Below are 23,935 nucleotides of genomic sequence, written 5' to 3'. Positions count from 1 at the left end.
GCACAGCCCGCTCCTTCTCCTCGTCCAGGGCTGGGGCGCCGCGAAGGAGATGGGGAAATCATGATCACTTCTGCCGAGCGCCCGCGCGCGCTACGCCTGAGTACGCGCTACGCCTCCGTGCGCGCGTCGCCGAGGTAATGGTCGCGCTGCGCCGGATAGTAGTCGGCGAAGCTGGGCAGCGGATCGCCGAGCCTGGAGGCGACGAGCATGTCGAGGTAATACTCCCAGCCCGGCCCGACGTCGCCGGCGAGCGCTGGATCGGCGAGGCGCTGGATGAAGGTGAGCTCGGTGATCTCACCCTTCGCCGCGAGCGACAGCTCGAGCCGCCACCCGCCGTGATCGTCCTTGGCCGTGAGCGCGAGGCGATGCGGCGGCTCGCACGTGTCGATCGACATATCGCACCACGGTGCCCCCTGCTCGAACGCCATCTGAAAGCGCACCGTCTTGCCGGGCCCCGCTTCGCCCTCCCACGGGCCGATCCAGCGCGCCGTGCTCTCGGACGCGGTGACGCTCTGCCAGACATCCTCGATGGGGGCGCGAAAGCTGCGCGTGATGACGAGATCGGCGCCTGTCGCCGTGCTCCGGACGCGGCCTGTGGGGCGGGGGCTCATGCGGTCTCCTTCCTTCGTTTCGCTTCGTTGCGGGACGGGGGGGCGGTCGCCATGCGCCGCTGCCGGCCGACGCGGTGCACCTCGGTCTCGAGGGCGTCGAACCGGCGATGCCACGGGCTCTCCGCGTGCAGCCCTCGCAGGAACGCCTCGAGCTCGGCGAGCGCACCGAGCTCGAGGCGGTATTCGCGCTCGCGACCGCACTGGACGTCGCGCACCAGGCCCGCCTCGCGCAGCACGCGCAGGTGCCGGCTGACCGCCGGGCGGCTGACCGGAAACGCGCCGGCGATGGCGCCCGCCGTGGCGGTGCGATCGCGCAGCATCCGCAGGATCTCCCGCCGGATCGGATCCGCCAGCGCCTGGGCAACAGCGTCCATCGGCGTGATGTGTAACCGATGTGTTACGCGTTCGTCAAGCCGCACGGCCGAGCGCGCAGGTAAATTTCGTCCAATACGCGGTCGGCGCGATGGTCCAGGATGAGCGCCGACCCGGATCGCCGAGGCGGCGGGCGCCGGGAGAGGCTCGCCTTCCCCCTGGCGCCCGGGCGCGCGAGGCGCGCTGCACGACCGTCAAGGCAATTCCCGCCGTTCCCCCGGGAAAGGTCACGACTCGATACGAGCACGAAGGAGCGCGACGATGACGAAGAGCAAGGTCCACCCCGTCCCGGAAGGCCAGACGTGCTTCCCCTACCTGAGCGCGCGGAGCGCCGCGGAAGCCATCGAGTTCTACAAGCGCGCGTTCGGCGCGCGCGAGGACTTGCGCATCCCGATGCCCGACGGGCGGATCGGGCACGCCGAGCTGTCCATCGGCCCCGCCCGGTTCTTCCTGTCGGACGAGTATCCCGAGCTCGGCGCCGTCAGCCCCGAGACGCTGGGAGGCAGCAGCCCGGCCGTCGTCGTCTACGTGGAGGACGTGGACGCGCTCGTCGCGCAGGCCGCGGCGGCAGGCGCGACCATCGACCGCCCGCCGCAGGACAAGCCGTTCGGAGACCGGACGGCCTGGCTCCGCGATCCGTACGGCCATCGCTGGTCCTTCGCGAGCCGGATCGAGGACGTCTCTCCCGAGGAGCTGCAGAGGCGCCTCTCGGCGATGTAGCGAGCCGTCACAAGGGCGGCCCGGAGCGGGCGGGGAGGGCGAGCGCGAGAATTGCGGCGCTTCACGAGGGGGAGCTTGCTAGGGTGTGCGGACGTCCATGCTCCCTGACGAACGCGCTCCTCTCCCGCTGCCGGCTCCCGCTCCGCTCACGCCTCCGGAGGGCTTCGCGGAGCGCCTCGCGGCGATCGGTGTCACCCTCGACGCCGCGGTGATCGCCAAGCTCGGCGATTACCTCGCGCGCCTGCTCGCGATGAACGAGCTGATGAACCTCACCTCGATCACGGATCCGGTCGAGGTCTGGGAGAAACACGTCCTCGACTCGCTCACGCTCCTGCCCCTCCTGGAGGAGCTGAGCGCGGGGGCGCGCCTCGCCGACATCGGCTCGGGCGGGGGCCTCCCCGGCCTTCCGCTCGCGATCGCTCGGCCCGATCTGAGGGTGACGCTGGTGGAGGCGACGCAGAAGAAGGCTTCGTTCCTCGTCGCGGTGGCCGCGGGCCTCGGGCTCACCAACGTGTCGGTGCGCGCCGAGCGCGCCGAGCAGCTCGGCAAGGGCGATCTCCGCGGCGCGTTCGACGCGGTGACGGCGCGCGCGGTCGGGCGCCTGGTCATGCTGATCCCCCTGACGGTGCCCTTCGTGCGGCCGAGCGGGATCGTGCTGCTGGTGAAGGGCCAGCGCGCCGAGGAGGAGCTCGCCGAGGCGAGCTGGGTCCTCGGGCGACAGCGGGCCGCGTTCGTGAAGACCGTGGTGACGCCGACGGGGAAGATCGTGATGCTGCGGAAGTCGGGGGAGGAGCCGAAGCGCCATCCCGGGCGGTGATCCCCGGCGGTGTTCGGTTCGCCCCGCTCAGCGATCAGGCAGGGCCACGATCCCGACATAGGTGGGCTCGGGGACCTCGGTGACACGGCCTGTCGGCTCGAGGGCGCCCGTCGCCTCGTCCACGCGAAACGCGACGATGTTCCCCGAATCCTGGTTCGCGACGAGCATCAGCTTGCCTGTCGGCGAGAGCTGGAAATGGCGCGGCGTCATGCCCTGCGTGGAGGCATGGCCGGCGGGCGTGAGCGTGCCCCGCTCGGGATCGACCGCGAAGATGGCGATGCTGTCGTGGCCGCGGTTCGACCCGTACACGAACTTGCCCGACGGGGACACCTGGACCTCGGCGGAGAAGTTTCCCTCGGCGCTCACGCCGTCGGGCAAGGTCGAGACGGTGGCCATGGCGGTGAACGTCCCGCGCGACGCGTCGTAGCTCAGGGTGGTGATCGAGCCGGCAGACTCGTTGATCACATAGGCGAACCGGCCGTTCGGGTGGAACTCGAGGTGTCGAGGCGTCGTGTCCGCGGGGAGCGAGAGGGCTTTCGGGTCATTCGGCTCCATCTGGCCCGTGTCCGCGTCGAAGGTGAGCTGCGCTATCTCGTCGAGCCCGAGGTTGGTGACGAACGCAAACCGGTTCGCCGGATCGGTCATGGCGTGGTGCGGCCTCGTCCGGCGACCGAAGGACACGTCGAAGGCCGCCTGGCCGAGCGCGCCGTCCTGGCCCACGGGGAGCACCGCCGCCGTTCCGCCGCCGTAGTTGGCGACGAGGACGAAGCGCCCGGAGCGATCCGTGGACAGGTGGGCGGGGCCCGCGCCCTTCGAGGACGCCCTGTTGATGAGCTCGAGCGTCCCGCCCTGGGGATCGATCCGGAACGCGCTGACCGCGCCTGACGGCTCCCCGTCCACCTCGCTCAGCTCGTTCGCCGCGAAGAGGCGCTGGTGCGCGGGGTCGACGGCGAGGAAGGTCGGGTTCATCTCGGCGTCGAGCGGGCCCTGCACGGCCGAGAGCGCGCCGTCGGCGCCGTCCAGGCGGAAGACGAAGAGCCCCTCGTGACCGCCGACATAGACGACGAACGCGCGTTCGGCCTGCGAGCCGCCGCCCCCCGCGCCGTTGCCGCCCGCGCCGCCGCTGCCGCCCGCGCCGCCGCCGCTCGTGCTGCTGGCGCTCGTGCTGCTGGCGCTCGCGCCGTCACCGCCGCCGGCGGTCACGCCCGTCGTGGCGCCGTTGTTCGCGGCTCCGGCGCCGGAGCTGCCGCACCCGAGCCACAGTCCCGCCGCCAGAAAGAGGAGCGCGCGCCGCATCGACCTGGTTTCTCCTGCCTCCTGCGTTAGTCCTGGCCAGCGCCGCGGCGCAAGCGCCACGGCGCGATCCGCTTCGCGGCGCGCGGCGGCAGGTCCGCGGCGGACGCGCCGCCCCGCGGCGATGGCCGGGGAAGACGCGCGACGCCGCGCGGCGCCTCAGGCGCGCCCGCGCAGCGCCCCGGCGGCGGCGCCGAGGAGCGCGCCGGCCGCGATGGGCACGCCGTGGGCGAAGGTGACGTGGATGACCTCGTCGAGCGAGCAGTGCGCCTGGATGCCCATCACCGCCCCGAGCCCGCAGAGGGTCCCGATCGCGGCGCCCCGCCACGCCGGGGCCGAGAGGAACGAGCGGCGCAGCACGAGCGCCGCCAGCGCGAACGGCACGAGCGCCATGCTGAGCGCGACCGCGCTGCACTCGAGGTGCACCACCAGGGGCGCCAGCACGTCGTCCCCACGCGACGTGACCACCGCCGCGGCCAGGAACCCGACCGGCACCGCGGCGACGAGCGCCTGGAGCGCCCGCACGCCGGCCGGCAGGCCCCGGGCGCGCGGCAAGAGCGCGAGCAGCAGGCCAAGGCCGGCGAGCGCCGCCCAGAGGACGAGCGGGAGGGCGACCCGGGGCGACCCGAGGTCGTCGCGGAAGCCCTCCCACCACGTCAGGAGCAGGATCCACGCGAGCCCCGCAAGGATCGCGCCCACGACGAGGCGCTCGCGCGCCGGGCGCGTCGGCGACGGCTCGGCCGGCGCATCGACCAGGGCCGGCGGCGGGCGGGCGGCGAGGTGGGCCGCGGGATCGGGGACGTCCTTCAGCTCGATCAGCAAGTCGCGATCATTCGACATTGGCACCTCCCCGGACGCCCCCTTGTCCCTTGCCCCGGCGGCGCTCTTCCGCGCCTCCTGGTGTCGCCTCGGGGCGCCGCTTGAGATCGTCGAGCGCCGCCCGCAGCGCCTCGTAGGCGCGGAACGCGCGGAGCTTCACCGCGCTCGTGGTCGTCCCCAGGACCGCCGCGGCGTCCTGCACGCTGAGCCCCTCGTACCGGAGGAGGATGAACGCCTCGCGCTGCGACGCCGGGAGACCCGCCAGCGCCCGCTCCACCGCCAGCGCCGTCTCGGAGGCGATCGCGACCGCCTCGGCGTCCGCGCCGCGCGCGTCCGGCGGCTCCGCGCCCGGATCGCTCGGGAGGCGCTCGGTGCCGCGGTGCTTCTGGGCGCGCGCGTGATCCAGGTAGACGTTGCGCGCGATGGCGTAGGCCCACGGCGCGACGGCGCCGCCGCGGGCGAAGCTCGATCGGGCGCGGTGCATCCGCAGGAACGTCTCCTGCGTCAGGTCGCCGGCCAGCGTCTCCGAGCCGCTCATCCGGGTGAGGTACGCGAGGAGGCGCGCCGCCAGCGCGCGGTGCAGCTCCGGAAACGCGCGCGCGTCGCCGCACGCGTACCGGTCCATCGCTTCGTTCAGGGCGAGCTCATCCATGGCGGTCCTGACGGCATACACCGTCTGCGCGCCGGCGATCATCGGGACGGCCCGAGGAGCGCCCCGCGCTCGGCGAGGTCGCTCAGCAGGGCCGCGGTGCTCTCCAGCACCGGCCCGTCGACCGGGTGTCCCAGCGCGGCGCAGCCCGCGACCACGGCCTCCCCGAGCGCGGCGCCCGCGAGGAGGCGGCCCAGGATCTCGGCCGCGAGCGGCGTGAGCTCGAGGAAGCGCACGTCGTGCGCGGCGTCGCGGTACACGAGCAGGCGCGTGGGCTCGCGGGCCGGCACGTCGCGCGCCGACGCTTCGCCCTGCAGCCTGTGGACCGCGTGCTCGTAGCGCACGAGCGCCGCGGCCCGCTGGAAGCGCGCCCCCCGGTCGAGCGACAGCGCTTCGCCCAGGGGGCCCGGCGCCGCGTCGCCCGGTGTTGCCGGCGCCGCGTCGCCCGGTGTTGCCGGCGCCTCGCCGCCGAGCGGACCGGACGCCCCGCCCGCGGCGGCCTCCTCGTCCTGCTCGGCGCACGCCGCCGCGAAGGCGGCCAGCTCGTGGCGCGCGAGATCCGCGAGGTACGCGGGGACGTCCGGATCCCCGGCCCAGCGCGGCGCGGCGAACCCCACGAACTCGAACGCGACGTCGCGGAGGTAGCGCGACCGGGGCGGCTCCGCTTCGATGAAGCGCGCGACGTCCGCCTCGAACCGCGCGCCGAGCCGCGCCGCGGCCCGCGGGATCCCGGCGCGGATCGCGCCCGCCAGCCCGCGGCGGATGAGGCTCCGGTAGAGCAGCAGCCGCTTCGGCGGGAGCGCCGCCATCGCCTCGAGGTCCGGCCCCTCGAGCCCGGCGCGGGCGAGCCACGCGCGCGGATCGGCCGCGATCGCCTCGCCGTCCGGCGCGGTCACGCTCCGCTGGAGCGCCCGCTCCAGCGCCGCGAGCTCGGGCGGCGGCGTGCTCGACGTCTCGCTCGTCTCGCGCGCCTCGCGCGGCTCCTGCGCCTCGCCCGCCCCGCTCACGCTCGCGCCTCCCGCGCGGCGAGCCCGCGCCGGTACGCCGCGTCGACCTCGGCGAGCTCGGCGAGCAGCGCGCCGAGCGGCGGCACGTCGTTGTCCCGCTCGAGCACGACCGGCACCGGCCCGGTCCGCGCGACCGCGCGGGCGAGCAGGTCGAGCACCGGGGCGATGGCCGGCGCGCCGTGCGTGTCGACGAGGACCTCCGCGTCGTCGCGCCATTCGTGCCCCGCGACGTGCATCGCGGCCACGCGCTCGGGAGGGATCTTCTCCAGGAACGCGACCGGGTCGAAGCCGTGGTTCCAGGCGTTGACGTAGACGTTGTTCACGTCGAGCAGGAGCCGGCAGCCGGCGCGCTCGAGCACCTCGACGAGGAAGTCGGCCTCGTCGAGCGAGGCGCGGCCCGGGACCAGGTAGTAGGTGATGTTCTCGACCACCATCGGGCGCTCGAGCCGCGCCTCCGCCTCGCGGATGCGGGCCGCGGCGTGGGCGGCGGCCGCGGACGTGTGCGGGAGCGGCAGGAGGTCGTGGAGGAACGCGCCGTCGACCCCGGAGAAGCAGAGGTGGTCGCTGTGGAAGGGGGGATCGAGCCGCTCCAGGAACCCCCCGAGCGCGCGCAGGTAGCCGGCGTCGAGCGGATCGAGCCCGCCGACGGACAGGGTGAGCCCGTGCGTCAGGATCGGGCGGTGCTCCCGGACGCGCTCGATCGCGGCGGGGAAGTAGCCGCCGCGCCGCATGTAGTTCTCGGGGGAGAGCTCGAAGAAGGGGACGGGCAGCGCCGCGTCGCGCGCGCCGTGATCGGGCGCGTCGAGCGCCGCGAGCACCTCGTCGAGGAACTCCCATCGGAGCCCGAGGCCGACGCCGGTGAGCGCGCTGCCGGTCATGGGGGTACGGGAAGGGCGCGGGAGGCCGCGATCAGCCGCAGGTGCCCTGGCCGCAGCCCGCGTGGCCGGGCTTCTTCGCGGCGGCGCCCGTCTTCTTGGCGGCGGGCTTGGCCGGGGCGCTGGTGGGCGGCGCGGGGGGCGCGGCCGTGGCCGCCGGGGTGGCCGTGGGGGCGACCTGCGGCGAGGTCGCGGCGGACTGCGGGTCGCTCGGCGGCGCGGGCTCGGCCGGGGCGGCGGGGACGTTCGCGCCCGCGGCGGCGTCGCCGGAGGCGGCCTCGGCCGGCGCGGGCGCCGGCGCCGGCGCGGGCTCGGCCGGGGCGGGCTGCTCTGCGGGGACCTCGCTCGCGTTGACCGGCGCCTGCGCGCCGGCGCAGCCGCTCATCACCATGGCGCCGGCGCTCAGCGCGGCGAGGGTCTCGTAAATGCTCTTCTTCGACAGCATCGTGTGGCTCCTCTGGTTCTCGTCTCGACGGGCCCGCGCCCGCCGTTGTCGTCTCGACGGGCCTGCGCCCTCCGGCGGGCGAGGCGTGATCCGGCTTCCGGCGGCTCCCGGACCGCCGTGTCATCTCAGAGCCGCTGCGTCGCCGCAACGGCCCACTTGCGGGCGGCGCGCCGCGCTCACCGCGCACCGCCGTCCGCCGCCGGCGCCGCGGGGGCCGCAGGGGCCGCGCCGGCGGTCGCGGTCAGCTCGAGCGTCACCATCGCCTCCTTGGCGACCTTGGGCGAGAGCACCTCGAGCGTCTTCTGGGCGAGCTTGCCGAACGCCTCGCGCGGGCGGACGTCGTGCTCGGCGAGCCCCACCGGGAACGGCTTCGCCGTCTTCACGGTGACGCTGGCGGGCCTTTCGCCCTCGTACCTGAACGTGGCGATGAGCTCCACGGTCCTCGGGGACTGCCGCTGGTGCAGCAGCAGGTCGCCCGACGCCGTGACGGTCACCGTCCGCTCCGCGCCGGACAGCTTCGACAGGTCCTTCTCGCCGGAGGTCGAGATCGACCGGATCGCGAACTGGGCCTTCTCGTTCTTCGCGCGGACCTCGTCGGGCGTGTCCTTCGAGATCTCGAGCCAGGTCCGCGCGTGCTGGTTCTGCAGGTCGCTCTTCTTCTCCTCGCCGGGCTTGCCGTCGTCGCCCAGGGCGGTCTGGAAGAGCTCGATCGTGGAGAGGTCGACCGTGATGAGGCCCGTCGTCCTCGTGATGTCGGCGGGGTCGACCTGGAGCGTCCCCGCGGCGGCGCCCGCGATCCGCCCGCGGATCTTCTCCTGCGGCGCATCCATCACGAGCTCGACCTTGCTGCTCGCGCCGTCGATCGCGAAGGCCGCCGCGGCGGGGGCCTTCGGCTCCGGCGCCTTGAGCTCGGTCGCGGCGGGCGCGAGGCTCGGCTGCTCCCCCTGGCACGCGGCCGCGCCCAGGCCGGCGGCCGCGAGCGCGAGGAGGAGCAAGGTCCCTGTCCGGATCGTCTTCACGCTCGCCTCCTGGCTCTCTCGGGTTGTTGCGCGCTCGCGCGCGAGGGCGCGCGGCGGTCTCCACTTGAACAGGAAGGCCGGCGTCCGGGAAGGGCGATCGGGGTCATCCCCCTCGCTCGCCCGCCCGCTCGGCGCCCCGGTGCCATGAGTTCCATGTCCGGGATACGAGCGAGCGGCGCCATGGTTTCGGTGGCGGCCGCCGATGCGGCGCAGGGCGCAGCCCGCCGGACCTGCGCTGCACAGCCGCGTGTGGCCTGCGGTGTGCACGAGGCGGTCGTCGAAGACGGAACGAGCCAACCGGAGACAACTGCAATGAGCACGCGACGACTCGCGGCGGCCGCCATGACCGCCGCCGGAATGATGGCGCTCGCCGGCGCGGCGGAGGCGCAGGGCGCGGCAGGCCGGGATCAGCAGGCCCGGCCGACAGGCAACCTCCCTCCTGCAGATCAACCGCTCATCCGGCGCATCCCGGAGCCCACTGTCGCGGTGGAGGGCGGCCTCGGCGTGGTGGGCTTCCTGGGCGGCGCCGCGGGCATCGGGCCGAGCTGGAACGTGCGGGTGACCGGGAGCATGTCGCCGCGCGTGGCCGTCGAGGCCAACTACACCGGCTCGGTGAACGAGCGCGCGCTCGTGGGGAAGTCGCTGGTGATGACCTCGCTCGACGCGGGTCTGCGCTACAACATCCTGCGCGCTGACGAGGCGATCGTGCAGCCGTTCGTGGTCGCGGGCGTGGGCTACGTGGGCTGGGCGGGCCGCGGCGGCGACGCGTTCGCGCTGTCGGTGCCGCTCACCGCGGGCGTGGAGCGGCTCGTCACGCGCAACGTCAAGCTGGGCGCTCGGTTCAACTTCCGTCCTGCGTTCTTCGACGACCTGAGCCTCGGCGGCGCGACGAGCCAGACGGGCGGCGACACGTGGGCGCTGCTCGCGCACGGCGGCGGCGCGTTTTGACCCGGGCCATCGGGTCTTGACCTCGGCCGCGCCTGCGGGACGAGGCGAGCGTGGGCCGGGCCCCTGTCGTCCCGTGGACGTGGAGTGGAGTACGCTGCCGCCCGCTCGGGCGGCGACCCGCCTTCAGGGGTCTGCGGCCGGGCTTGATCCACGGAGAACGACGGTATGCACACGCGCAGCGACTCGCCCTGCCGGGGCCTGAGCCTCTTCTTCACGGGGCTCTTCTTCACGGGGCTCACGCTCGTCTCGAGCGCGGCTTGCTCCAGCCAGCAGCCGGCGACCCAGGGGACGTCGACGTCGGCGGCCGGCGAGCAGCGGGAGAACGGCTGTTCGACCGGGCCGCTCCTCGAGTGCCCCGAGGGCCAGCTCGACGGCTGCGCCAATGGGACCACCACGGAGCACCGGTGTGTGGCGGCGGGGCGGGGGAGGTGCCTCGACATCCGGGCGGCGCTCGTGAAGTGCCTGGACGGCGAGATCCTGACGCACGACGGCTGCCCCGAGCCGGCCTACATGCAGCGGTGCGCGCCCAGGTCCGCGCAGCTGCCTTGAGGTGGCGCGGTTGTCGCCTGAAAAGTTCAGGGGTCGACTTGATCTCTTCTCGCTGTCTGCAGCGCTCACCGGTCGCCGTGGTGTCGCGCCCGCCGGCCGGCCGGATCAACCCTACTTCCCCGCTACCCCGACGCGCGGGGCGACCTCGGCGCGGAGATCTTCGTAGTCGAGATGATCGGCCCCCCCGCGTACGAGCCGGCGCCGCCTTCGCTGCCCCAGCTATCGACCTCGTCGGGCGGCGTGTCCTCGCGCTCGCCAGACGGCGTGACCGGCCCGCGGACGCCCGGGACATCCGCCTGCGGCGGAGGCCGCTTCTCCTGGCTGACCTCGTTCCCGGAGCGCGGCGCGCTCGACGGATCGTGCGTCTTCTCGACTCCCATGCTTCCTCCTTCCCGAGGGCTCCTGGGACCGGCGCGCTCGATCGTCCACTCCTCCCCTGCGGCGGCTGCCCCGCCTGCCCGCCGCCCCGGCTCACCCCTCGTCCATGACGGGGATCGTGAACCTGAACGTCGTCCCCACCCCCACGCGGCTCTCCACGTGGATCGTCCCCCCGTGCGCCGCGACGAGCTCCCGGGCGATGGCCAGCCCGAGCCCGGTGCCCTTGTAGCCGTTCCGCTCGCCGCGCCAGAACCGCTCGAAGAGGTGGGGCAGCTCGTTCTCCGCGATCCCCGGCCCCGTGTCGGCCACCGAGAAGACGACGTGCTCCTCCCCGCGCTCGCACCGCAGCGTGATCGCCCCCTGGGCGCCCGTCACCTGGAGCGCGTTGCTCAGGAGGTTGGTGAGCACCTGGAGCACCCGATCGCGATCACACGTGACGAGCGGGACGTCGTCGGCCGCCACGACCCCCAGCTGGACCCCCTTCTCCTGGGCCTGCGGCTCGAACGTCTCCACCGCCTCCCTGCCGATCTCCCGCGGATCTTGCGGCTGCCGGCGCAGCGCCAGCCGGCCGGCGCGCAGGCTCGCGAAGTCGAGCAGGTCGTGGAGCAGCCGATCCATCCGGTGCGCCGAGCGCTGGATCGCCTGGATCGCCTTCGTGTCGCCCTTCTCTCCCCGCGTCGCCGCGCGCTTCGTCATCACGGCGGCCGCCGTGAGGATCGCGCTCAGGGGGTTCCTGAGGTCGTGGGACACCGTGGCGAGCACGTTGTCCCGGAGCTCGATCGCGCGCTGCGCCGCCTCGTACAGGCGGGCGTTGTCCGCCGCGAGCGCCGCCCGCTGCGCCAGGTCGTGCGCCACCGCGAGGTCCGCCTCGTCGTAGACCCGGCCGGACCCCGCCGTCGCCAGCGTGATGCAGCCGAACGTGCGGCCCCGCGCGACCAGCGGGACCACCAGGGCCGACGTGATCCCGAGCGCCCGGACGAACCGGCGGAAGGCGCCGTTCTCGTCGAGCGAGGCGACCAGCGGGTGCGACAGATCCCCGATGAGCTCCGGGCGCTCGCTGCAGAGGGCCCGCTCCAGCAGCGCCGTCAGCGGCGGCGGGGGATCCTGCTCGCGGAAGAGCGCCCGCGCCCGCTGGAGCTCCTCCGGGCGCGCGTGCGTCACCGTGACCCCGCGCGACTGCTCGAGGTCCGGGAGCGTCTGGATGAAGCACCAGTCTGCCAGCTCGGGGACCGTCAGGTGCCCCACCCGGTCGAGCGTGCCCTGGAAGTCGAGGGTGTCGCTGAGCGCGGCGCTCGCGGCGGCCAGGAAGCGCTCCCCCCGCTCGGCGCGCGTCCGCTCCGTGATGTCGAAGAAGGTCATGACGGCCGCCATCACGCGCCCGACCGGATCCCGGACCGGCGCCGAGCGCACGAGGATCCGCCCCCGCGCGCCGTCGTCGCGGACGATGTCGATCTCCTCGTCCATCACGACCTCGCCGGTCGTGACCGTCCGCGCGAGAGGCCAATCCCGGGCCTCGTACGGCCTGCCCGACCGGGGGTCGGAGCCCCGGCAGACGGCGTATCCGCCGATGTCGTGGATGTCCAGGAGGGGTAGCCCGAAGATCGCCCCGGCCTGGGGGTTCGAGAGGAGCACGCGCCCCGTCGGCGGCTCGGCGATGACCAGCCCCGCCGGCATCTGCTCGACCACGGTCGCGAGCAGGGCGCGGGCGTCGTCCGCCTGGCGCCGCGCCGCGCGCTCCTTCGCGACGAGCTGCGCCTGCACGATGATGCCGGTCGCCCGGCTGGTCATCGTGCGCAGCATCAGCGCGTCGTCCTCGGAGAACTCCTCGGCGTTGCGGGAGCCGAGGATCGCGACGCCGATGGAGTGCCCCTCGTGGATCAGCGGCACGCCGTAGACGGCGCGCAGCCCCCTCGCCCGGATTTCCCGCGCGGTGACGGGCAAGCCGCCGGCCGCGGCGTCGAGCGACGTGGGCCCGCGCAGCGCGAGGACCGCGCGGGCGAACTCCCGCGCCGCCTCGAGCGGGGGCCCGGGCAGCCGCCCGTCGTCGATGCCCGCGGTCGCGTGGACCTCGAGGGCGTCCCCGTCCCCGAGCAGGACGAGCGCCACGTCCACGGCGGCCGCCGCCTCCCGGGTGGCGCGGAGGAGCGCCTTCAGGAAGGTGTCCAGATCGCTGCTGCCGAGCGCGGCCGTCGAGATGGCGTCGAGCGCCTGGAGCAGGCGCACGCGCGCCGCCTGGTAACGGGACACCGCGTCCGCGATCGCCTCGTCGATCGTCCCGTTCAGCTGGATGACCTCACGCCCCCCGTCCCCGCCGCCGTCCCGCTCCCAGAGCTCCAGGATCACGGCGCGGAGCGCCGCGTACTCCATCACGACGTCGGCGAGATCGTACCCGTGGGCGAGCCGGCTCAGCGCGTGGAGCCCGGGGAGCCCCCGGTCGACCGCGGCCGCCGTGCCCGCGCTGCGCGTGCGCTCGGCGATGTAGGCGAGGATGTCCGGGAGGTGATCGATTGGCCTCGGCGCCGGCAGCCGCCGCGCCGGGCTGAGCGCCTGGACTCGGTGCTTCCAGGCATCCAGGAGCGCGTCGTGGTGGCGCTGGATGAAGTCGGAGAGCCGCTTTGGGTTCGGTCTACCGAGCAGATCCATCGGGGACCTCACGATAGCGCGAATCCTTGAGCGCGTGTTCACCTAGCATCGACTCGAATCGACGAAATCGACGAGAGAGCGCCGCTCCCAGGCGGAGCTCGCTCGCACCGCGCGCGCGCCACGTCGGCGCGGGTCAGCTCCGGATGCCCGGCGCCTCGTGTCCGCTCTGGGCGACATACTCCAGGTATCCCCCGCCGTACACGCGCGGCCCGTCGGGCAGGAGCTCCAGGACGCGGTTGGACAGCGCGGCGAGGAAGCGGCGATCGTGCGAGACGAACAGCATGGTGCCCTCGAACGAGGAGAGCGCCCCGACGAGCATCTCCTTGGTCGCCATGTCGAGGTGGTTCGTCGGCTCGTCGAGCACGAGGAAGTTGGGCGGATCATAGAGCATGATCGCGAGCACGAGGCGCGCCTTCTCGCCGCCCGACAGGATGCGACAGGGCTTGTCGATGTCGTCGCCGGAGAAGCCGAACGCGCCGGCGAGCGTGCGGAGCGAGCCGATCGAGGCTTGCGGGAAGCTCGCCACGATGGACTCCCAGACGGAGCGGGTCGGGTCGAGGAGCTCCATCGCGTGCTGCGCGAAATACCCCAGCTTCACGCTCGCGCCGACGTTCACCCCGCCTGCGTCCGGGGCGGAGGTCCCCGCGACGAGCTTGAGGAGGGTGGATTTGCCGGCGCCGTTTACGCCCATCACACACCAGCGCTCGCGGCGGCGGATCAGGAGGTCGAATCCGTCGTAGATGGAGCGCCCTCCGTACGACTTCTTCACCCCGCTGAGCCGCGCCACGTCGTCGCCCGAGCGCGGCGCGGGCTTGAACTCGAAGCGGATCGTCCTCCTGCGCTTCGGCGGCTCGACCTTGTCGATCTTCTCCAGCTTCTTCACGCGCGACTGGACCTGCGCCGCCTTGGCGGCCTGGGCCTTGAAGCGCTCGATGAACCGCATCTCCTTCGCGAGCATCGCCTGCTGGCGCTCGTACTGCGCCTCGGCCTGCTGCTCGTTGATGGCGCGCTGCTGCTCGTAGAACTCGTAGTTGCCGGAGTAGCTGGTGAGCTCGCCGCCGTCGATCTCGATGATCTTGGTGACGATGCGGTTCATGAACTCTCGGTCGTGCGAGGTCATGACGAGCGCCCCGGCATACTGCTTCAGGTACCCTTCGAGCCAGATGATCGACTCGATGTCGAGGTGGTTGGTCGGCTCGTCGAGCAGGAGCGCGTCCGGCCTCATGAGGAGGATGCGGGCGAGCGCGACGCGCATCTTCCACCCGCCCGAGAGGGCGCCCACGTCGCCGTCCATCATGGCCTGGCTGAAGCCGAGCCCGGCGAGGATCTCGCGCGCCTTGGCGTCGAGCGCGTAGCCGCCGAGCTCTTCGTAGCGGGCCTGGGCCTGCCCGAAGCGCTCGATCAAGCTCTCCATTTCATCCATCCGCTCGGGATCGGCGAGCGCGGCCTCGAGCTCGCGGAGCTCCGCGGCGACGTCGGAGACCGGGCCGGCGCCGTCCATGGTCTCGGCGACGGCGCTCCTGCCCTTCATCTCGCCGACGTCCTGGCTGAAGTAGCCGACGGTGACGCCGCGATCGATGGCGACCTGGCCGCCGTCGGGCGCCTCCTCCTTGGTGATCATCCGGAAGATGGTCGTCTTGCCCGAGCCGTTGGGCCCCACCAGGCCGACCTTCTCGCCGCGGTTCACCGCCGCGGAGGCCTCGAGGAAGAGGATCTGCTTGCCGTGCTGCTTGCTGATGGAGTCGAGACGGATCACGAGGCGCGCTGCCGCTGGGGGCGGCTCCTTTCCGCGCCCCCTATACCAGACGGCCCGTCGCGCGATGCGGCATTTCGTCCGCCGCCGCCGGCGCGCGCCATGAACCACCCGCGCTCAATCGGTGCGCTGCTCGTCTTCGGGCGCATTCCGGGCGCATTGCACAGGAGCCCTTTTTTTTCTCTCCTGCCATGGGCGCTTTCCATCTCTTTTTCGCGCTCATCCGCGCTTGATGTCGCGCGGCCGAGGGGGCAGAAGGCCCGGCATGAGCAAGGTCCAGATCCTCTCTTATGCCGGCTGCAGCACCTGCAAGCGAGCGCTGAAGTGGCTCGGCGAGCGCGGCGTCGACGTCGCCGTGCGCCCCATCGTCGATGAGCCGCCGACGGCCGCAGAGCTCGCCCGGTGGGTCCCGGCGAGCGGGCTCTCGGTGCGCCGGTGGCTCAACACGAGCGGGCAGAGCTACCGCGCGCTCGGCAAGGCGCGGGTGGACGCCGCGAGCGACGACGACGTCACGCGGTGGCTCACCGAGGACGGGAAGCTCGTGAAGCGGCCTGTGCTGGTGAAAGGAAGCCGGGTGCTCGTGGGCTTCCGCGAGGACGACTACGCCGCGCTGTTCGGCTGAGCCTCAGGGCGCCGAGGTGAAGCGGCCTCCCCGGACCTGGCTCAGCTCGAACGAGCTCTCCGGGTCCAGGTTGTTGTCCGTCGTGCCGTTGCGCGAGCGGCGGATCACGACGTCCACGTCGCAGCTCTCGGGTTCTTGCGAGCTGGTCGCCTCCAGCTCGCCCGCGTCGATGGTGTACGTCCCCGGGTCGCCCCCGACATCGAACGTCTTGGAGAAGATGCAGCGGCCCTTCACGTCGATCACCATGTCGTCTCCGGACGCGCTCGGCGACCAGGCGATCGTGAGGTCCTCGCCGCGCGGGACTGGCTCTCTGGGCAGCGCCTCGAGGTCGAACGGCTCGGGGAGCGTCCCCACGTTGTTCGTCGCGTCGTCGTCGTCCTCGTCGTCGCGGTCCAGCAGCACCCTGATCTCGGTGCCTCCGGCGCCGATGTTGACGTCGCCCTCGTAGACCCCGGAGCTCTCGGCGGACATAGCGACCGCCTCGCCGCCCACGGTCGCCGAGATCCGATCTCCCGCGCTCAGGATGACGTACGTGTTGCTCTCGTCGCCGCCGGCCTTGAGGGTGGCCCGCACCGTCGTCGATGACGCGCTCTCGGCGATCGCCTCCAGGGTCGCCGAGATCCCTCCGGTCTTGATCTGCTGCGAATCGAGCGTCTCCGTGCAGCCTGCGAGCAGACCGGAAGCTGCGACCCCGAACATGGCCATCGTGGTCTTCGTGATCATGAGTTGCCCTTTCCTCACCGCCTCACCCGCCAGGGCGCGTCGGCCTGTAGTTTTCCATGGGATACTACGCTCGGCCGCGCCCCAGGACGAGGCGCAAGGTTCCGACGGTGCGCGCCGCGCTACCGTGCGCGCGCGAAGGCGGCGGCAGGCGCGGGCTGGTTCACCACTGGCTGCGCAGAACGACGCCGCCGCCGGTCGGTCCCGCGAGCAGCGACCAGCTCATCGTGCCTGCCGGGGGGTAGGGCGCGGCGCCGGCCTGCGCGCCGGTGGCTGCGCTGGCCTGCGAACCGGACGAGGAGGGCTCCGTCAGGAAGAGCACGAGCGCCGTGCCGGCCAGCGCCGCTCCGGCGCCGAAGCCGATCGTGCTCACCAGCCCCAGGTCCTTCGCGCGCTTTCCAGCGGCCTTCCCTTCGGCGGTCTTGCATACCGCCCTGCCGGAGCCGACGTCGTCACAGTCCTCATCCGCGTGGCGGCTCTCGCTGAGCGCCATCGCTCCCGTCACTCCCCCGGCGATCAGCCCGCCCAGGGCGAGCCCGCCCGTCACGTACGCCAGCACGCGCCGGCCGCTGGTCCCGGTCGGCGCCGGCGTCCGCGACGCGCCCTCGTCGCGCTGCGACGGCGGCAGGGCGGCCTGCTGGGGCGGCTGATCCGCCGGCGTCGCGGGCGGCGGCGCCTCGGGGAGCTTCACCTCGAGCTCGAGCGTCTTCTGCTCCGACTTCTCGATCGAGAACCGCACCTCGTGCGTGGGCCCGCCCGGCGCCTTCGTCATCACGACGTGCTCGCCCGGGTTGACGGGGAGCGCGATCCCGAGCGAAGGCCCCTCCAGCGTGATGCCGTCGCGCTGCACCAGCGTCCCGGCGGGCGCGTCGGCCGGCAGCGACAGTGTGAGCTGTGGCACGAGCGGCGCGAGCGCGTCGCGCTGCTCGAGCACGAGCTTGTAGCGATCGTACTGCTTGAGCTGCTCGGACTCGGACAGGCGGGAGTAGAGCGAGAGGAAGTCGTTGTAGCGCGCGACCGCTGTCGCGGTGCGCCCCCACTTGGCCTCGCACTCGGCGAGCGTGAACAGCCGCCCTGCGCGAGGATCGAGCCGGTAGCTCTCGGTGAGGGCAGGGCAGCCGGTCTGGAACTTCCCCGCCAGCATGTCCGCGAGGCCGCGGTTGAAGAGCGACTCGGCCACGGCCACGGCGTCAGGCTGCGCGTTCGCCGGCGCGGTGACAGCAATGCAAAGTAGTCCGCTCAAGACGGACCCGGGCCAGAAGGTTCGCATTGGAGGTAACATGAGATACCTCCTTTGGGACCGCCCCAGGCAAAAAATCAGCGCGTTGTGGGGCCGCGCTCAGTCTGCCCCGTAGAGCGACTCCCGGGGCTTCGCCGTGTTCGCTGCGGGCGAGGCGGTCGGCGCGCTCTTGCGCCAGCCGCCGGACGGCGGCGCCGGGGTGCGCGGCGCCGGGGTGCGCGACGCCGGCGAGGCCTTTGCGTTCGCCAACACCTCGGGATCGATGGCCAGGCCGCCGTCCGCGGGCGGCGCGGCGGCGGAGCTCGCTGCCGCCGCGAGGTCGGTCGAGCTGGGCGTGCCGGCCGCCTCGGGGCGGGCGGCGCCCGGGGCGGCCTCGGGCGGCGTGGAAGGGGGCGCGGTGGGCGGCGTGGACGGCGGCGTGGTGGGCGGCGTGGACGGCGGCGCGACGGCCGCCGCCTGTGTCGCCTGTGTCGCCTGCGCGTGCTCGGTGTGGCCGGGGGCCGGGGAGTCGCCCTTGCTGAACGCGGCGAGAGCGATGGCGCTGCCGCCGACCAGGGCGATGGCCGCGACGACGAGCGCGGATCGACTCCGCGGCCCCGCGGTGGTGCCGGTGCCGGTGCCGACCCGGGTCTCCACACCCGTGCTGGACGACTGGGCGGCCACCGGCATCGACGATCCGGGCCCCTGGCTGACATGGCTGAACCGCGGGAACGGCGTTTCCGGCGCGAGCAGGCGCGAGGACCTGACCGTCATCGGGGCGATGTCGAAGACCTCGGCGAGCGCCTCCACCGTGGACGAAGCGCTCGGGAAGCGCGCCCCGGGCTCGCGCGCCGTCGTCTTCGCGAACCACGCGTCGAAGCCCGGGGGCAGCTTCACCCCCTCCTTCTCCGCGCGCACGGACGGGGGCTCCTGCGGGCCGTGCATCGCGATCACCGCGAACGCCAGCGAGTTACTGTACTCGCGCATGTCGTTCAGCCAGTAGGCCTTGCCGACGAGGGTCGTGTACGCGATCATGCCGAGCGCGAAGAGGTCGACCGCCCGCGTGATCGTCTCGCCGCTGAACTGCTCGGGCGCCATGTAGAGCGGCGTCCCGAGGGCGGCGGTGTTCGCCCCTTCGATCGCGGTCTCGGCGACCAGCTTGGCGATGCCGAAGTCAAGCACCTTGATCCGGATCTCGTCGTCGTCGTCGCTGGCCGCGAGGAAGAGGTTCGCGGGCTTCAGATCGCGGTGGACCACGCCGGCCGCGTGCGTTTTGTCCAGGGCGTGCGCGGTCTGACGCAGGTAGGCGATGGCGTTCTCCGGCGGCAGGCGCCCGCCGCGGCGGATGCGCTTGCTGAGCTCCTCGCCGCGGAGCAGCTCCATCACGAGGAACGGCATGCCGGTGTCCAGGTCGATCCCGGCGTCGAACACCTCGACGATGTGCTCGGTCGCTATGCGCGCGGCGATGCGCGCCTCCAGCTTGAACCGCGCGTGGAACTCGGGGTTCTCGGCGAGGTGCGGGTGCATGACCTTGAGCGCCCGCCGCCGATCCGTCTCGACGTGGACGACCTCGTAGACCGCCCCCATCGCACCCGTCGCGATGCTGCGCACGACGCGGTACCTACCTGCGAACAGCATCCCCTCGTGGAAGTTCAGCGACATAGTCTCACCCGCGTCGAACGAGGTTACACCACCTGGTCGGACGACCGCACTCGTTAACTTGCAGACCTTACAAACTTGTAGGCCGTAAGACTCCCCACATCGGCATTCCAGTGTAGGGCGCGTTCGTTCGATCTGCGCGTACCAGGTAACAGGTAAGCGCTCTCCGCTGATCGTCGCCGCTCGCGCGAGGCCCCGATCGTCGTCGCTCGTCGTTGCTCGTCGTTGCTCGTCGTCGCTCGTCGTCGCTCGTCGGCGCGAGAAGATCCCGTGATTCCGTGGCTTACGGGGCGCTGCCGCGGTGATGTGGCGCCCGTCCGTTCTGATCGTTTTTCATGACAGACACATCGACATCGTCAGATGCACGGGCGGAGCGTGGGCGCCGCCTGTCCCGTCAGAGCACGAGCGCTGCCAGCCGCCGGGGCCCGTGGAACACGTCGAACCCGCCGAGTTCGAGCTTGCGACCGAACGTGCAGATCGTCTCGTCTCCGCGTCTGGCCGCGCGGATACTTGATAGGATATCCTGGCCGATCGCCTCGCGTCGCACGACAGCTCGGTGAGCAGGCGGAGCCGGCTGAGGTACGAAGTCAAGCGGAGCCGGAGCCCCACCGACACATTGCCGGAGAGCGCGATCCTCGTCGCCTCGTCGACCTCGCGCGGGCGCTTGCCGCCGGAGGAGCCTGCGCTCGCGCGCTGGCGCCACGGCGGCCCTGTAGCCGGGCTCGTCCCGCGCCACCCGCCGGGCCTGCTTCACGACGTGCGGCGCCGTGGCGAGCGCGGGCTCCTCCGGCGGCGAGCGCCCGCGCGTCGCGTGCGGACTAGACGCCGCGCCGCCGGCCTGCTCAGAATGCGCGCCCGTGGCTCCCAGCCGACCCAGCGAGATCGACGGCGCGCGGGCCTGCGGCCTGCGATCCGCGGCTCGCGGCTTGCTGATACGCCGTCCTGGCCGCGCCGCACGGCGGTCGCTGGCGGCGAAAGAGCCACGTGTGAAGGAGAAGAACCGGGATGAATGATGCCACATCCAGCTGCGACATCGGCATGATCGGGCTGGCCGTCATGGGCGAGAACGTCGCGCTCAACATGGCCGACCACGGGTTCAAGGTGGCCGTGTACAACCGCACGGTGCAGGTCGCGAAGGACTTCGTCGCGAGGAACCCGGGCACGCCCGGCGGCCTGGTCTACTGCGAGACGCTGAAGGACTTCGTCCGCGCGCTGAAGAAGCCGCGCAAGGCGGTGATCCTGGTCAAGGCCGGTCCGCCGGTGGACATGGTGGTCAAGCAGCTCATCGAGGCGGGCGTCGAGCCGGACGATATCGTCGTCGATCTGGGCAACTCGCTCTGGACCGACACCATCCGCCGGGAGCAGGAGTACGCGAAGCAGTGCAAGTTCTTCGGCTCGGGCGTCTCCGGCGGCGAGGTGGGGGCGCGCTTCGGCCCCTCGCTGATGCCCGGCGGCGATCCCGCGTCCTGGCAGCACCTGGAGCCGATCTGGCGCGCCATCGCCGCCAAGGTCGATCCGGCGACCGGCAAGCCGATCGAGGGCGCGTCCCCCGGCAAGCCGGTGGAGGGCGGGGTCCCCTGCACGGCGTACATCGGGCCGAACGGCGCGGGCCATTACGTGAAGATGGTCCACAACGGCATCGAGTACATCGACATGCAGCTCATCTGCGAGGCGTACACGCTCCTCGACGGGCTGCTCGGGATGTCGAAGGACGAGATGTCCCGGGTCTTCTCCGAGTGGAACAGCGGAGATCTCGACTCGTACCTCATCCAGATCACCGCCGATATCCTCCAGCAGAAGGACCCTGTCCAGAAGGACAAGCCGTTCGTCGATTTCGTCCTCGACACGGCGGGGCAGAAGGGCACGGGCAAGTGGACGAGCAGCAACGCGCTCGACATGGGCATCCCTGCGAACGCCATTGCGGAGGCGGTGTTCGCCCGTTGCCTCTCTGCGCTGAAGGACGAGCGCGTCGAGGCCTCGAAGCACCTCTCTGGCCCGACCCCGACCCCGGTCGCGGACCGGCAGGGGACGATCACGGCGATCCGCGACGCGCTGTATTGCTCGAAGATCTGCGCCTACGCGCAGGGCTTCCAGCTCATGGCGGCGGCGCAGGCGGAGTACAAGTGGACGCTTGATTTCGGCACGATCGCGAGCATCTGGCGCGGCGGCTGCATCATCCGCGCCCGCTTCCTCCAGAAGATCACGGAGGCGTACACGCGCAATCCTGGCCTGACGAACCTGCTGCTCGATCCGTACTTCAACGATCAGATCAAGCAGGGGCAGGCGAACTGGCGCAAGGTGGTGTCGATCGCCGCGCAGAACGGCGTCTGGGCGCCCGCGTTCATGTCGGCCCTGTCGTATTACGACGGGTACCGCGCGGCCCACCTGCCCGCGAACCTCCTGCAGGCGCAGCGAGACTACTTCGGGGCGCACACCTACGAGCGCACGGATCAGCCGCGCGGCAAGTTCTTCCACCTCGACTGGCCGCACCCCTCCCGTCCTCAGCTGGACATCAAGGGCACCGGCGGCGGGCACTGACGCCCGGCGCGATTCCCGTCCTCAGGGCACGAAGCCCGTCTTCCTCCCCCCCATCCCCCTGTTCCCCGGTTTTCTTGGCGGCCTGGCGGTTCGCTTCCCCGGCCGACTTCCCGCAGTGGAGCTAGCGTCTGCTCGGGCCGGGCTCCCGCCGGGGCCACGCCTCAGGTGAGGCTGATCCGCGGCCGCAGGTTCTGCTCGCGCAGGAACGGCTCGATGTCGTCCACGATGTCGAGCTGCACCCCCGCCAGGCTCATCGCCGCCGCGATCGTCTGGATCCCCATGCGCCCGAGCTTGTTCATCTCCGGGGGCGGGCGGACGACGATGTGCTCGATCTTGTCGCGCACGTTGAGCCCCCACTGGGTCAGGATCACCCGCGCCTCGCTCTCGTACCGCACCATGAGCGCCATGTCGTAGATGAAGAACGCCCGCTCCCCCGGGCGCATGACGCCCACGAGCTTCTGGTACGCGTCGACCGAGATGAACCGCGCGATCTCACCGGTCGCCACCGTCTCCCGCAAGAGCTGAACGACCATGCCCGCCGGCTGCGTGATCCACACGCCGACACTCCCGGTGTCGTCGAGCAGGTGCGGCTGCCTGCGGAACGCGAGTCTGCGGTTCGACGGGAGCATCTCTCTAAAGACAATAGCCATTCCGGCTACCGGGGCCCGCCCGCGACGACCGGAAGCGCCCCACCCGCCCGACCGGTCCGGTCGAGCGGAAGCGCGCTGTTGTTTCACACATCACCGGACGAGCTCCTCCCATGGGGTCAACGCTGCGTCATGGTGGTCGCAAAAAACGGATTCGGCCAGAAATGTGTGATCCTGCCGCCTCGGACCACCCACAGGGGCGCCATACAGCCAGGCGGACGCGGGCCTGGCCGCGCTCGACCGGCCCCGCGAGGGCAGGCCCTGGCGAAGATCCCCGGGCATCGCTGTGCTCCCGCCTGGCCGGGCAGCTCGCGCGCCCAGAGGCCCGGCGCCTCCCGCGCGACCCAGCGAGCGGCGAGGGGAAGCGGCGCGCGGGCGCTCAGGCGAACAGCGCGGCGCAGGCCGACCCGATGAGGTTGACGTGCTCGAGCCGGGCGAGCCGGGGCTCGACCCGGGAGCCGACGAGGGCGCGCAGCGTCTCCTGCACCCGCGGCGCATAGAGGGGATCGCCCCAGAAGAGGCTGCCCTCCGCGAGGATGCCGACCCCAGGAGGGCTGTCGAGCACGTCGGTGACGGCCGCGAGCCCCGCCGCCACGAGGTCGGCCGAGCGCTGGAGCAGGTCGCCGGCGACCCGCCGCGCCTCGTCGGCGCCCTCGTCGCGGAGCCGCACGAGATCCGCGGAGCTCGTCAGCGGGGCATGGTCCGGACAGAGCCGCCCGAAGAGCCGGGGCAGGTAGGCCCCGGACACCGCCTTCTCGAACCGCTGCGCGCCGGGGTTCTCGGAGCCCGCGTCGAGCTCCGCGTCGAACGGCTGGAGGTGCGGAGGGTTGAAGTTCCCGTTCTCGAGGTTGACCGCCATCGGCGCGACGAAGTGACCCGTCTTGAGCTTCGGGATCCGGCCGGCGGGGAGGAACGTGGCCATGTTGGTCCCCGTCCCCACGATGAGCCCGATGAACGCCGCGGGCTGCGACCCGCCGTGCGCGAAGGCACCCCCGAGCAGGCTCGCCACCGTGTCGTTCAGCACCCGGACCGGACCGGGCCGGAGCCTCCGCGCGCCGAGCGCCCGGCCGAGCCGCTCGCCCACGCTGGTGCCCTCGACCCCGGCGACCTGGACGCCCTTGGTCCAGCGGAGCAGCCGCGCGTCGAGCGACGGCAGCGTCTCCGACGGGTACGAGAAGCAGTACCCCACCGGCAAGCCGTGCACGGCGCCCAGGCGCTCGACCAGCTCCGCCTGCACGTCGAAGAAGGCGTCGCCCGCGATCTCCGGCCCGCCCGGGAACTTCGCAGGCACGGGCCCGGCGACGATGCGCGACGCGCCGCCCGGCAAGAGCTCCACGATGGCGGCGCGCAGGTTCGTGCCGCCCGCGTCGACCACCACGGCGCGGCCCATCATCCCTCCCGGCGGCGGCGCGAGATAGGCAGGGAGCGCGGCGATCTCGGTGCCGGGCGTGGAGAGGCCGAAGACGATGCGCGCCGCGAGCGTGCGGCGGATGTCCTGGAGCTCGGTGAGCGAGAGCTTCATCGGCGGAATGCTTACCCTCAGGCCCCTGAGAAGGAAATAACTTTGCAAGTGGCGCAAGTGAGGCTGAGGGTGCTTGGCGTCGGCCTCGCCCGGACGGCAAGGGGCCAGCG

24 protein-coding genes are annotated in these 23,935 nt (G+C 72.5%); 6 read left to right on the top strand and 18 right to left on the bottom strand.

Going from position 1 to position 23,935, the window contains the following annotated elements:
- Positions 1–107: 107 nt before the first annotated feature.
- Together WMF27_RS30150 and WMF27_RS30145 are read right to left on the bottom strand one after the other, a co-directional pair.
- Positions 108–611 (bottom strand): SRPBCC family protein, encoded by a 504-nt coding sequence (locus WMF27_RS30150; protein ID WP_437765420.1) that lies wholly within the window; start codon positions 609–611, stop codon positions 108–110.
- Complete coding sequence (locus WMF27_RS30145; protein WP_437765421.1) at positions 608–985, bottom strand: ArsR/SmtB family transcription factor; 378 nt, start codon at positions 983–985, stop codon at positions 608–610. The genes WMF27_RS30150 and WMF27_RS30145 overlap by 4 nt, the downstream gene beginning before the upstream one ends.
- Positions 986–1,244: 259 nt before the next feature.
- Between WMF27_RS30145 and WMF27_RS30140 the strand changes: the two genes are divergently transcribed.
- Positions 1,245–1,703, top strand: a complete 459-nt coding sequence (locus WMF27_RS30140; protein ID WP_437765422.1) for a VOC family protein — start codon at positions 1,245–1,247, stop codon at positions 1,701–1,703.
- 97 nt (positions 1,704–1,800) lie between these two features.
- Positions 1,801–2,520 (top strand): 16S rRNA (guanine(527)-N(7))-methyltransferase RsmG, encoded by a 720-nt coding sequence (rsmG, locus tag WMF27_RS30135; RefSeq protein ID WP_437765423.1) that lies wholly within the window; start codon positions 1,801–1,803, stop codon positions 2,518–2,520.
- A 27-nt stretch (positions 2,521–2,547) separates the two neighbouring features.
- On the opposite strand, the gene WMF27_RS30130 is transcribed toward rsmG, so the two are convergent.
- From WMF27_RS30130 to WMF27_RS30100, 7 genes are all read right to left on the bottom strand, one after another.
- Positions 2,548–3,816, bottom strand: coding sequence for a lactonase family protein (locus WMF27_RS30130; protein ID WP_437765424.1), 1,269 nt, complete (start codon positions 3,814–3,816; stop codon positions 2,548–2,550).
- Positions 3,817–3,972: 156 nt separating this feature from the next.
- A complete protein-coding gene (locus WMF27_RS30125; RefSeq protein WP_437765425.1) occupies positions 3,973–4,653 on the bottom strand; it encodes an NrsF family protein in 681 nt (226 codons plus the stop codon).
- Positions 4,643–5,284, bottom strand: a complete 642-nt coding sequence (locus tag WMF27_RS30120; RefSeq protein ID WP_437765426.1) for an RNA polymerase sigma factor — start codon at positions 5,282–5,284, stop codon at positions 4,643–4,645. Before WMF27_RS30120 ends, WMF27_RS30125 begins: the two co-directional genes overlap by 11 nt.
- A gap of 38 nt (positions 5,285–5,322) precedes the next feature.
- Positions 5,323–6,288 (bottom strand): HvfC/BufC N-terminal domain-containing protein, encoded by a 966-nt coding sequence (locus tag WMF27_RS30115; RefSeq protein WP_437765427.1) that lies wholly within the window; start codon positions 6,286–6,288, stop codon positions 5,323–5,325.
- On the bottom strand, positions 6,285–7,166 hold the full coding sequence (locus WMF27_RS30110) for a DUF692 domain-containing protein (RefSeq protein ID WP_437765428.1): 882 nt from the start codon (positions 7,164–7,166) through the stop codon (positions 6,285–6,287). The genes WMF27_RS30115 and WMF27_RS30110 overlap by 4 nt, the downstream gene beginning before the upstream one ends.
- 31 nt (positions 7,167–7,197) lie before the next feature.
- Positions 7,198–7,608 (bottom strand): hypothetical protein, encoded by a 411-nt coding sequence (locus tag WMF27_RS30105; RefSeq protein ID WP_437765429.1) that lies wholly within the window; start codon positions 7,606–7,608, stop codon positions 7,198–7,200.
- A 176-nt stretch (positions 7,609–7,784) separates the two neighbouring features.
- Positions 7,785–8,627 carry a hypothetical protein gene (locus tag WMF27_RS30100; protein ID WP_437765430.1) on the bottom strand — a complete coding sequence of 281 codons (843 nt, stop codon included), beginning with the start codon at positions 8,625–8,627 and terminating at the stop codon, positions 7,785–7,787.
- Positions 8,628–8,939: 312 nt separating this feature from the next.
- On the opposite strand from WMF27_RS30100, the gene WMF27_RS30095 reads away from it, so the two are divergent.
- Positions 8,940–9,575, top strand: coding sequence for a hypothetical protein (locus WMF27_RS30095; RefSeq protein WP_437765431.1), 636 nt, complete (start codon positions 8,940–8,942; stop codon positions 9,573–9,575).
- Positions 9,576–9,740: 165 nt separating this feature from the next.
- On the top strand, positions 9,741–10,124 hold the full coding sequence (locus WMF27_RS30090; protein WP_437765432.1) for a hypothetical protein: 384 nt from the start codon (positions 9,741–9,743) through the stop codon (positions 10,122–10,124).
- Between the two features lie 122 nt (positions 10,125–10,246).
- On the opposite strand, the gene WMF27_RS30085 is transcribed toward WMF27_RS30090, so the two are convergent.
- From WMF27_RS30085 to abc-f, 3 genes are all read right to left on the bottom strand, one after another.
- Positions 10,247–10,504: a hypothetical protein gene (locus tag WMF27_RS30085; protein ID WP_437765433.1), complete on the bottom strand. Its 258-nt coding sequence runs from the start codon at positions 10,502–10,504 to the stop codon at positions 10,247–10,249.
- 91 nt (positions 10,505–10,595) lie between these two features.
- On the bottom strand, positions 10,596–13,157 hold the full coding sequence (locus tag WMF27_RS30080; protein ID WP_437765434.1) for an ATP-binding protein: 2,562 nt from the start codon (positions 13,155–13,157) through the stop codon (positions 10,596–10,598).
- A gap of 121 nt (positions 13,158–13,278) precedes the next feature.
- Positions 13,279–14,901, bottom strand: a complete 1,623-nt coding sequence (abc-f, locus tag WMF27_RS30075; protein ID WP_437765435.1) for a ribosomal protection-like ABC-F family protein — start codon at positions 14,899–14,901, stop codon at positions 13,279–13,281.
- A 262-nt stretch (positions 14,902–15,163) separates the two neighbouring features.
- Between abc-f and WMF27_RS30070 the strand changes: the two genes are divergently transcribed.
- Complete coding sequence (locus WMF27_RS30070) at positions 15,164–15,520, top strand: Spx/MgsR family RNA polymerase-binding regulatory protein (RefSeq protein ID WP_437765436.1); 357 nt, start codon at positions 15,164–15,166, stop codon at positions 15,518–15,520.
- A 3-nt stretch (positions 15,521–15,523) separates the two neighbouring features.
- On the opposite strand, the gene WMF27_RS30065 is transcribed toward WMF27_RS30070, so the two are convergent.
- From WMF27_RS30065 to WMF27_RS30050, 4 genes are all read right to left on the bottom strand, one after another.
- Complete coding sequence (locus tag WMF27_RS30065) at positions 15,524–16,243, bottom strand: hypothetical protein (protein WP_437765437.1); 720 nt, start codon at positions 16,241–16,243, stop codon at positions 15,524–15,526.
- A gap of 160 nt (positions 16,244–16,403) precedes the next feature.
- A complete protein-coding gene (locus tag WMF27_RS30060; protein WP_437765438.1) occupies positions 16,404–17,483 on the bottom strand; it encodes a hypothetical protein in 1,080 nt (359 codons plus the stop codon).
- Positions 17,484–17,579: 96 nt separating this feature from the next.
- The gene (locus tag WMF27_RS30055; RefSeq protein ID WP_437765439.1) at positions 17,580–19,121 is read right to left on the bottom strand and encodes a serine/threonine protein kinase; all 1,542 of its coding nucleotides are present in this window, start codon (positions 19,119–19,121) and stop codon (positions 17,580–17,582) included.
- Between the two features lie 391 nt (positions 19,122–19,512).
- Positions 19,513–19,665 (bottom strand): hypothetical protein, encoded by a 153-nt coding sequence (locus WMF27_RS30050; protein ID WP_437765440.1) that lies wholly within the window; start codon positions 19,663–19,665, stop codon positions 19,513–19,515.
- A gap of 458 nt (positions 19,666–20,123) precedes the next feature.
- Here WMF27_RS30050 and gndA point away from each other — a divergent pair, with 458 nt between their 5' ends.
- Positions 20,124–21,656: an NADP-dependent phosphogluconate dehydrogenase gene (gndA, locus tag WMF27_RS30045; protein WP_437765441.1), complete on the top strand. Its 1,533-nt coding sequence runs from the start codon at positions 20,124–20,126 to the stop codon at positions 21,654–21,656.
- Positions 21,657–21,817: 161 nt separating this feature from the next.
- Here the strand turns inward: gndA and WMF27_RS30040 are convergent, their stop codons facing one another.
- A complete protein-coding gene (locus WMF27_RS30040; RefSeq protein ID WP_012238663.1) occupies positions 21,818–22,306 on the bottom strand; it encodes a hypothetical protein in 489 nt (162 codons plus the stop codon).
- A gap of 376 nt (positions 22,307–22,682) precedes the next feature.
- Complete coding sequence (locus WMF27_RS30035; RefSeq protein WP_437765442.1) at positions 22,683–23,825, bottom strand: hypothetical protein; 1,143 nt, start codon at positions 23,823–23,825, stop codon at positions 22,683–22,685.
- Between the last annotated feature and the right edge of the window lie 110 nt (positions 23,826–23,935).

Origin of the sequence: Sorangium sp. So ce281, from assembly GCF_051527395.1 — a bacterium.
GTDB classification, from domain to species: domain Bacteria; phylum Myxococcota_A; class Polyangia; order Polyangiales; family Polyangiaceae; genus Sorangium; species Sorangium cellulosum_B.
The sequence above is the reverse complement of the archived record's forward strand: the minus strand, read 5'-3'. Positions and strand labels throughout refer to the sequence as shown.

Bases quoted from the DNA above. Each gene is read 5' to 3' on its own strand.
- WMF27_RS30140 (WP_437765422.1), top strand. From the start codon at position 1,245: ATGACGAAGAGCAAGGTCCACCCCGTCCCGGAAGGCCAGACGTGCTTC.
- WMF27_RS30125 (WP_437765425.1), bottom strand. From the start codon at position 4,653: ATGTCGAATGATCGCGACTTGCTGATCGAGCTGAAGGACGTCCCCGAT.
- WMF27_RS30095 (WP_437765431.1), top strand. From the start codon at position 8,940: ATGAGCACGCGACGACTCGCGGCGGCCGCCATGACCGCCGCCGGAATG.
- WMF27_RS30110 (WP_437765428.1), bottom strand. From the start codon at position 7,166: ATGACCGGCAGCGCGCTCACCGGCGTCGGCCTCGGGCTCCGATGGGAG.
- WMF27_RS30105 (WP_437765429.1), bottom strand. From the start codon at position 7,608: ATGCTGTCGAAGAAGAGCATTTACGAGACCCTCGCCGCGCTGAGCGCC.
- rsmG (WP_437765423.1), top strand. From the start codon at position 1,801: ATGCTCCCTGACGAACGCGCTCCTCTCCCGCTGCCGGCTCCCGCTCCG.
- WMF27_RS30070 (WP_437765436.1), top strand. From the start codon at position 15,164: ATGAGCAAGGTCCAGATCCTCTCTTATGCCGGCTGCAGCACCTGCAAG.
- WMF27_RS30130 (WP_437765424.1), bottom strand. From the start codon at position 3,816: ATGCGGCGCGCGCTCCTCTTTCTGGCGGCGGGACTGTGGCTCGGGTGC.
- WMF27_RS30055 (WP_437765439.1), bottom strand. From the start codon at position 19,121: ATGTCGCTGAACTTCCACGAGGGGATGCTGTTCGCAGGTAGGTACCGC.
- WMF27_RS30085 (WP_437765433.1), bottom strand. From the start codon at position 10,504: ATGGGAGTCGAGAAGACGCACGATCCGTCGAGCGCGCCGCGCTCCGGG.
- WMF27_RS30120 (WP_437765426.1), bottom strand. From the start codon at position 5,284: ATGGATGAGCTCGCCCTGAACGAAGCGATGGACCGGTACGCGTGCGGC.
- WMF27_RS30065 (WP_437765437.1), bottom strand. From the start codon at position 16,243: ATGATCACGAAGACCACGATGGCCATGTTCGGGGTCGCAGCTTCCGGT.
- WMF27_RS30035 (WP_437765442.1), bottom strand. From the start codon at position 23,825: ATGAAGCTCTCGCTCACCGAGCTCCAGGACATCCGCCGCACGCTCGCG.
- WMF27_RS30090 (WP_437765432.1), top strand. From the start codon at position 9,741: ATGCACACGCGCAGCGACTCGCCCTGCCGGGGCCTGAGCCTCTTCTTC.
- WMF27_RS30040 (WP_012238663.1), bottom strand. From the start codon at position 22,306: ATGGCTATTGTCTTTAGAGAGATGCTCCCGTCGAACCGCAGACTCGCG.
- WMF27_RS30150 (WP_437765420.1), bottom strand. From the start codon at position 611: ATGAGCCCCCGCCCCACAGGCCGCGTCCGGAGCACGGCGACAGGCGCC.
- gndA (WP_437765441.1), top strand. From the start codon at position 20,124: ATGAATGATGCCACATCCAGCTGCGACATCGGCATGATCGGGCTGGCC.
- WMF27_RS30145 (WP_437765421.1), bottom strand. From the start codon at position 985: ATGGACGCTGTTGCCCAGGCGCTGGCGGATCCGATCCGGCGGGAGATC.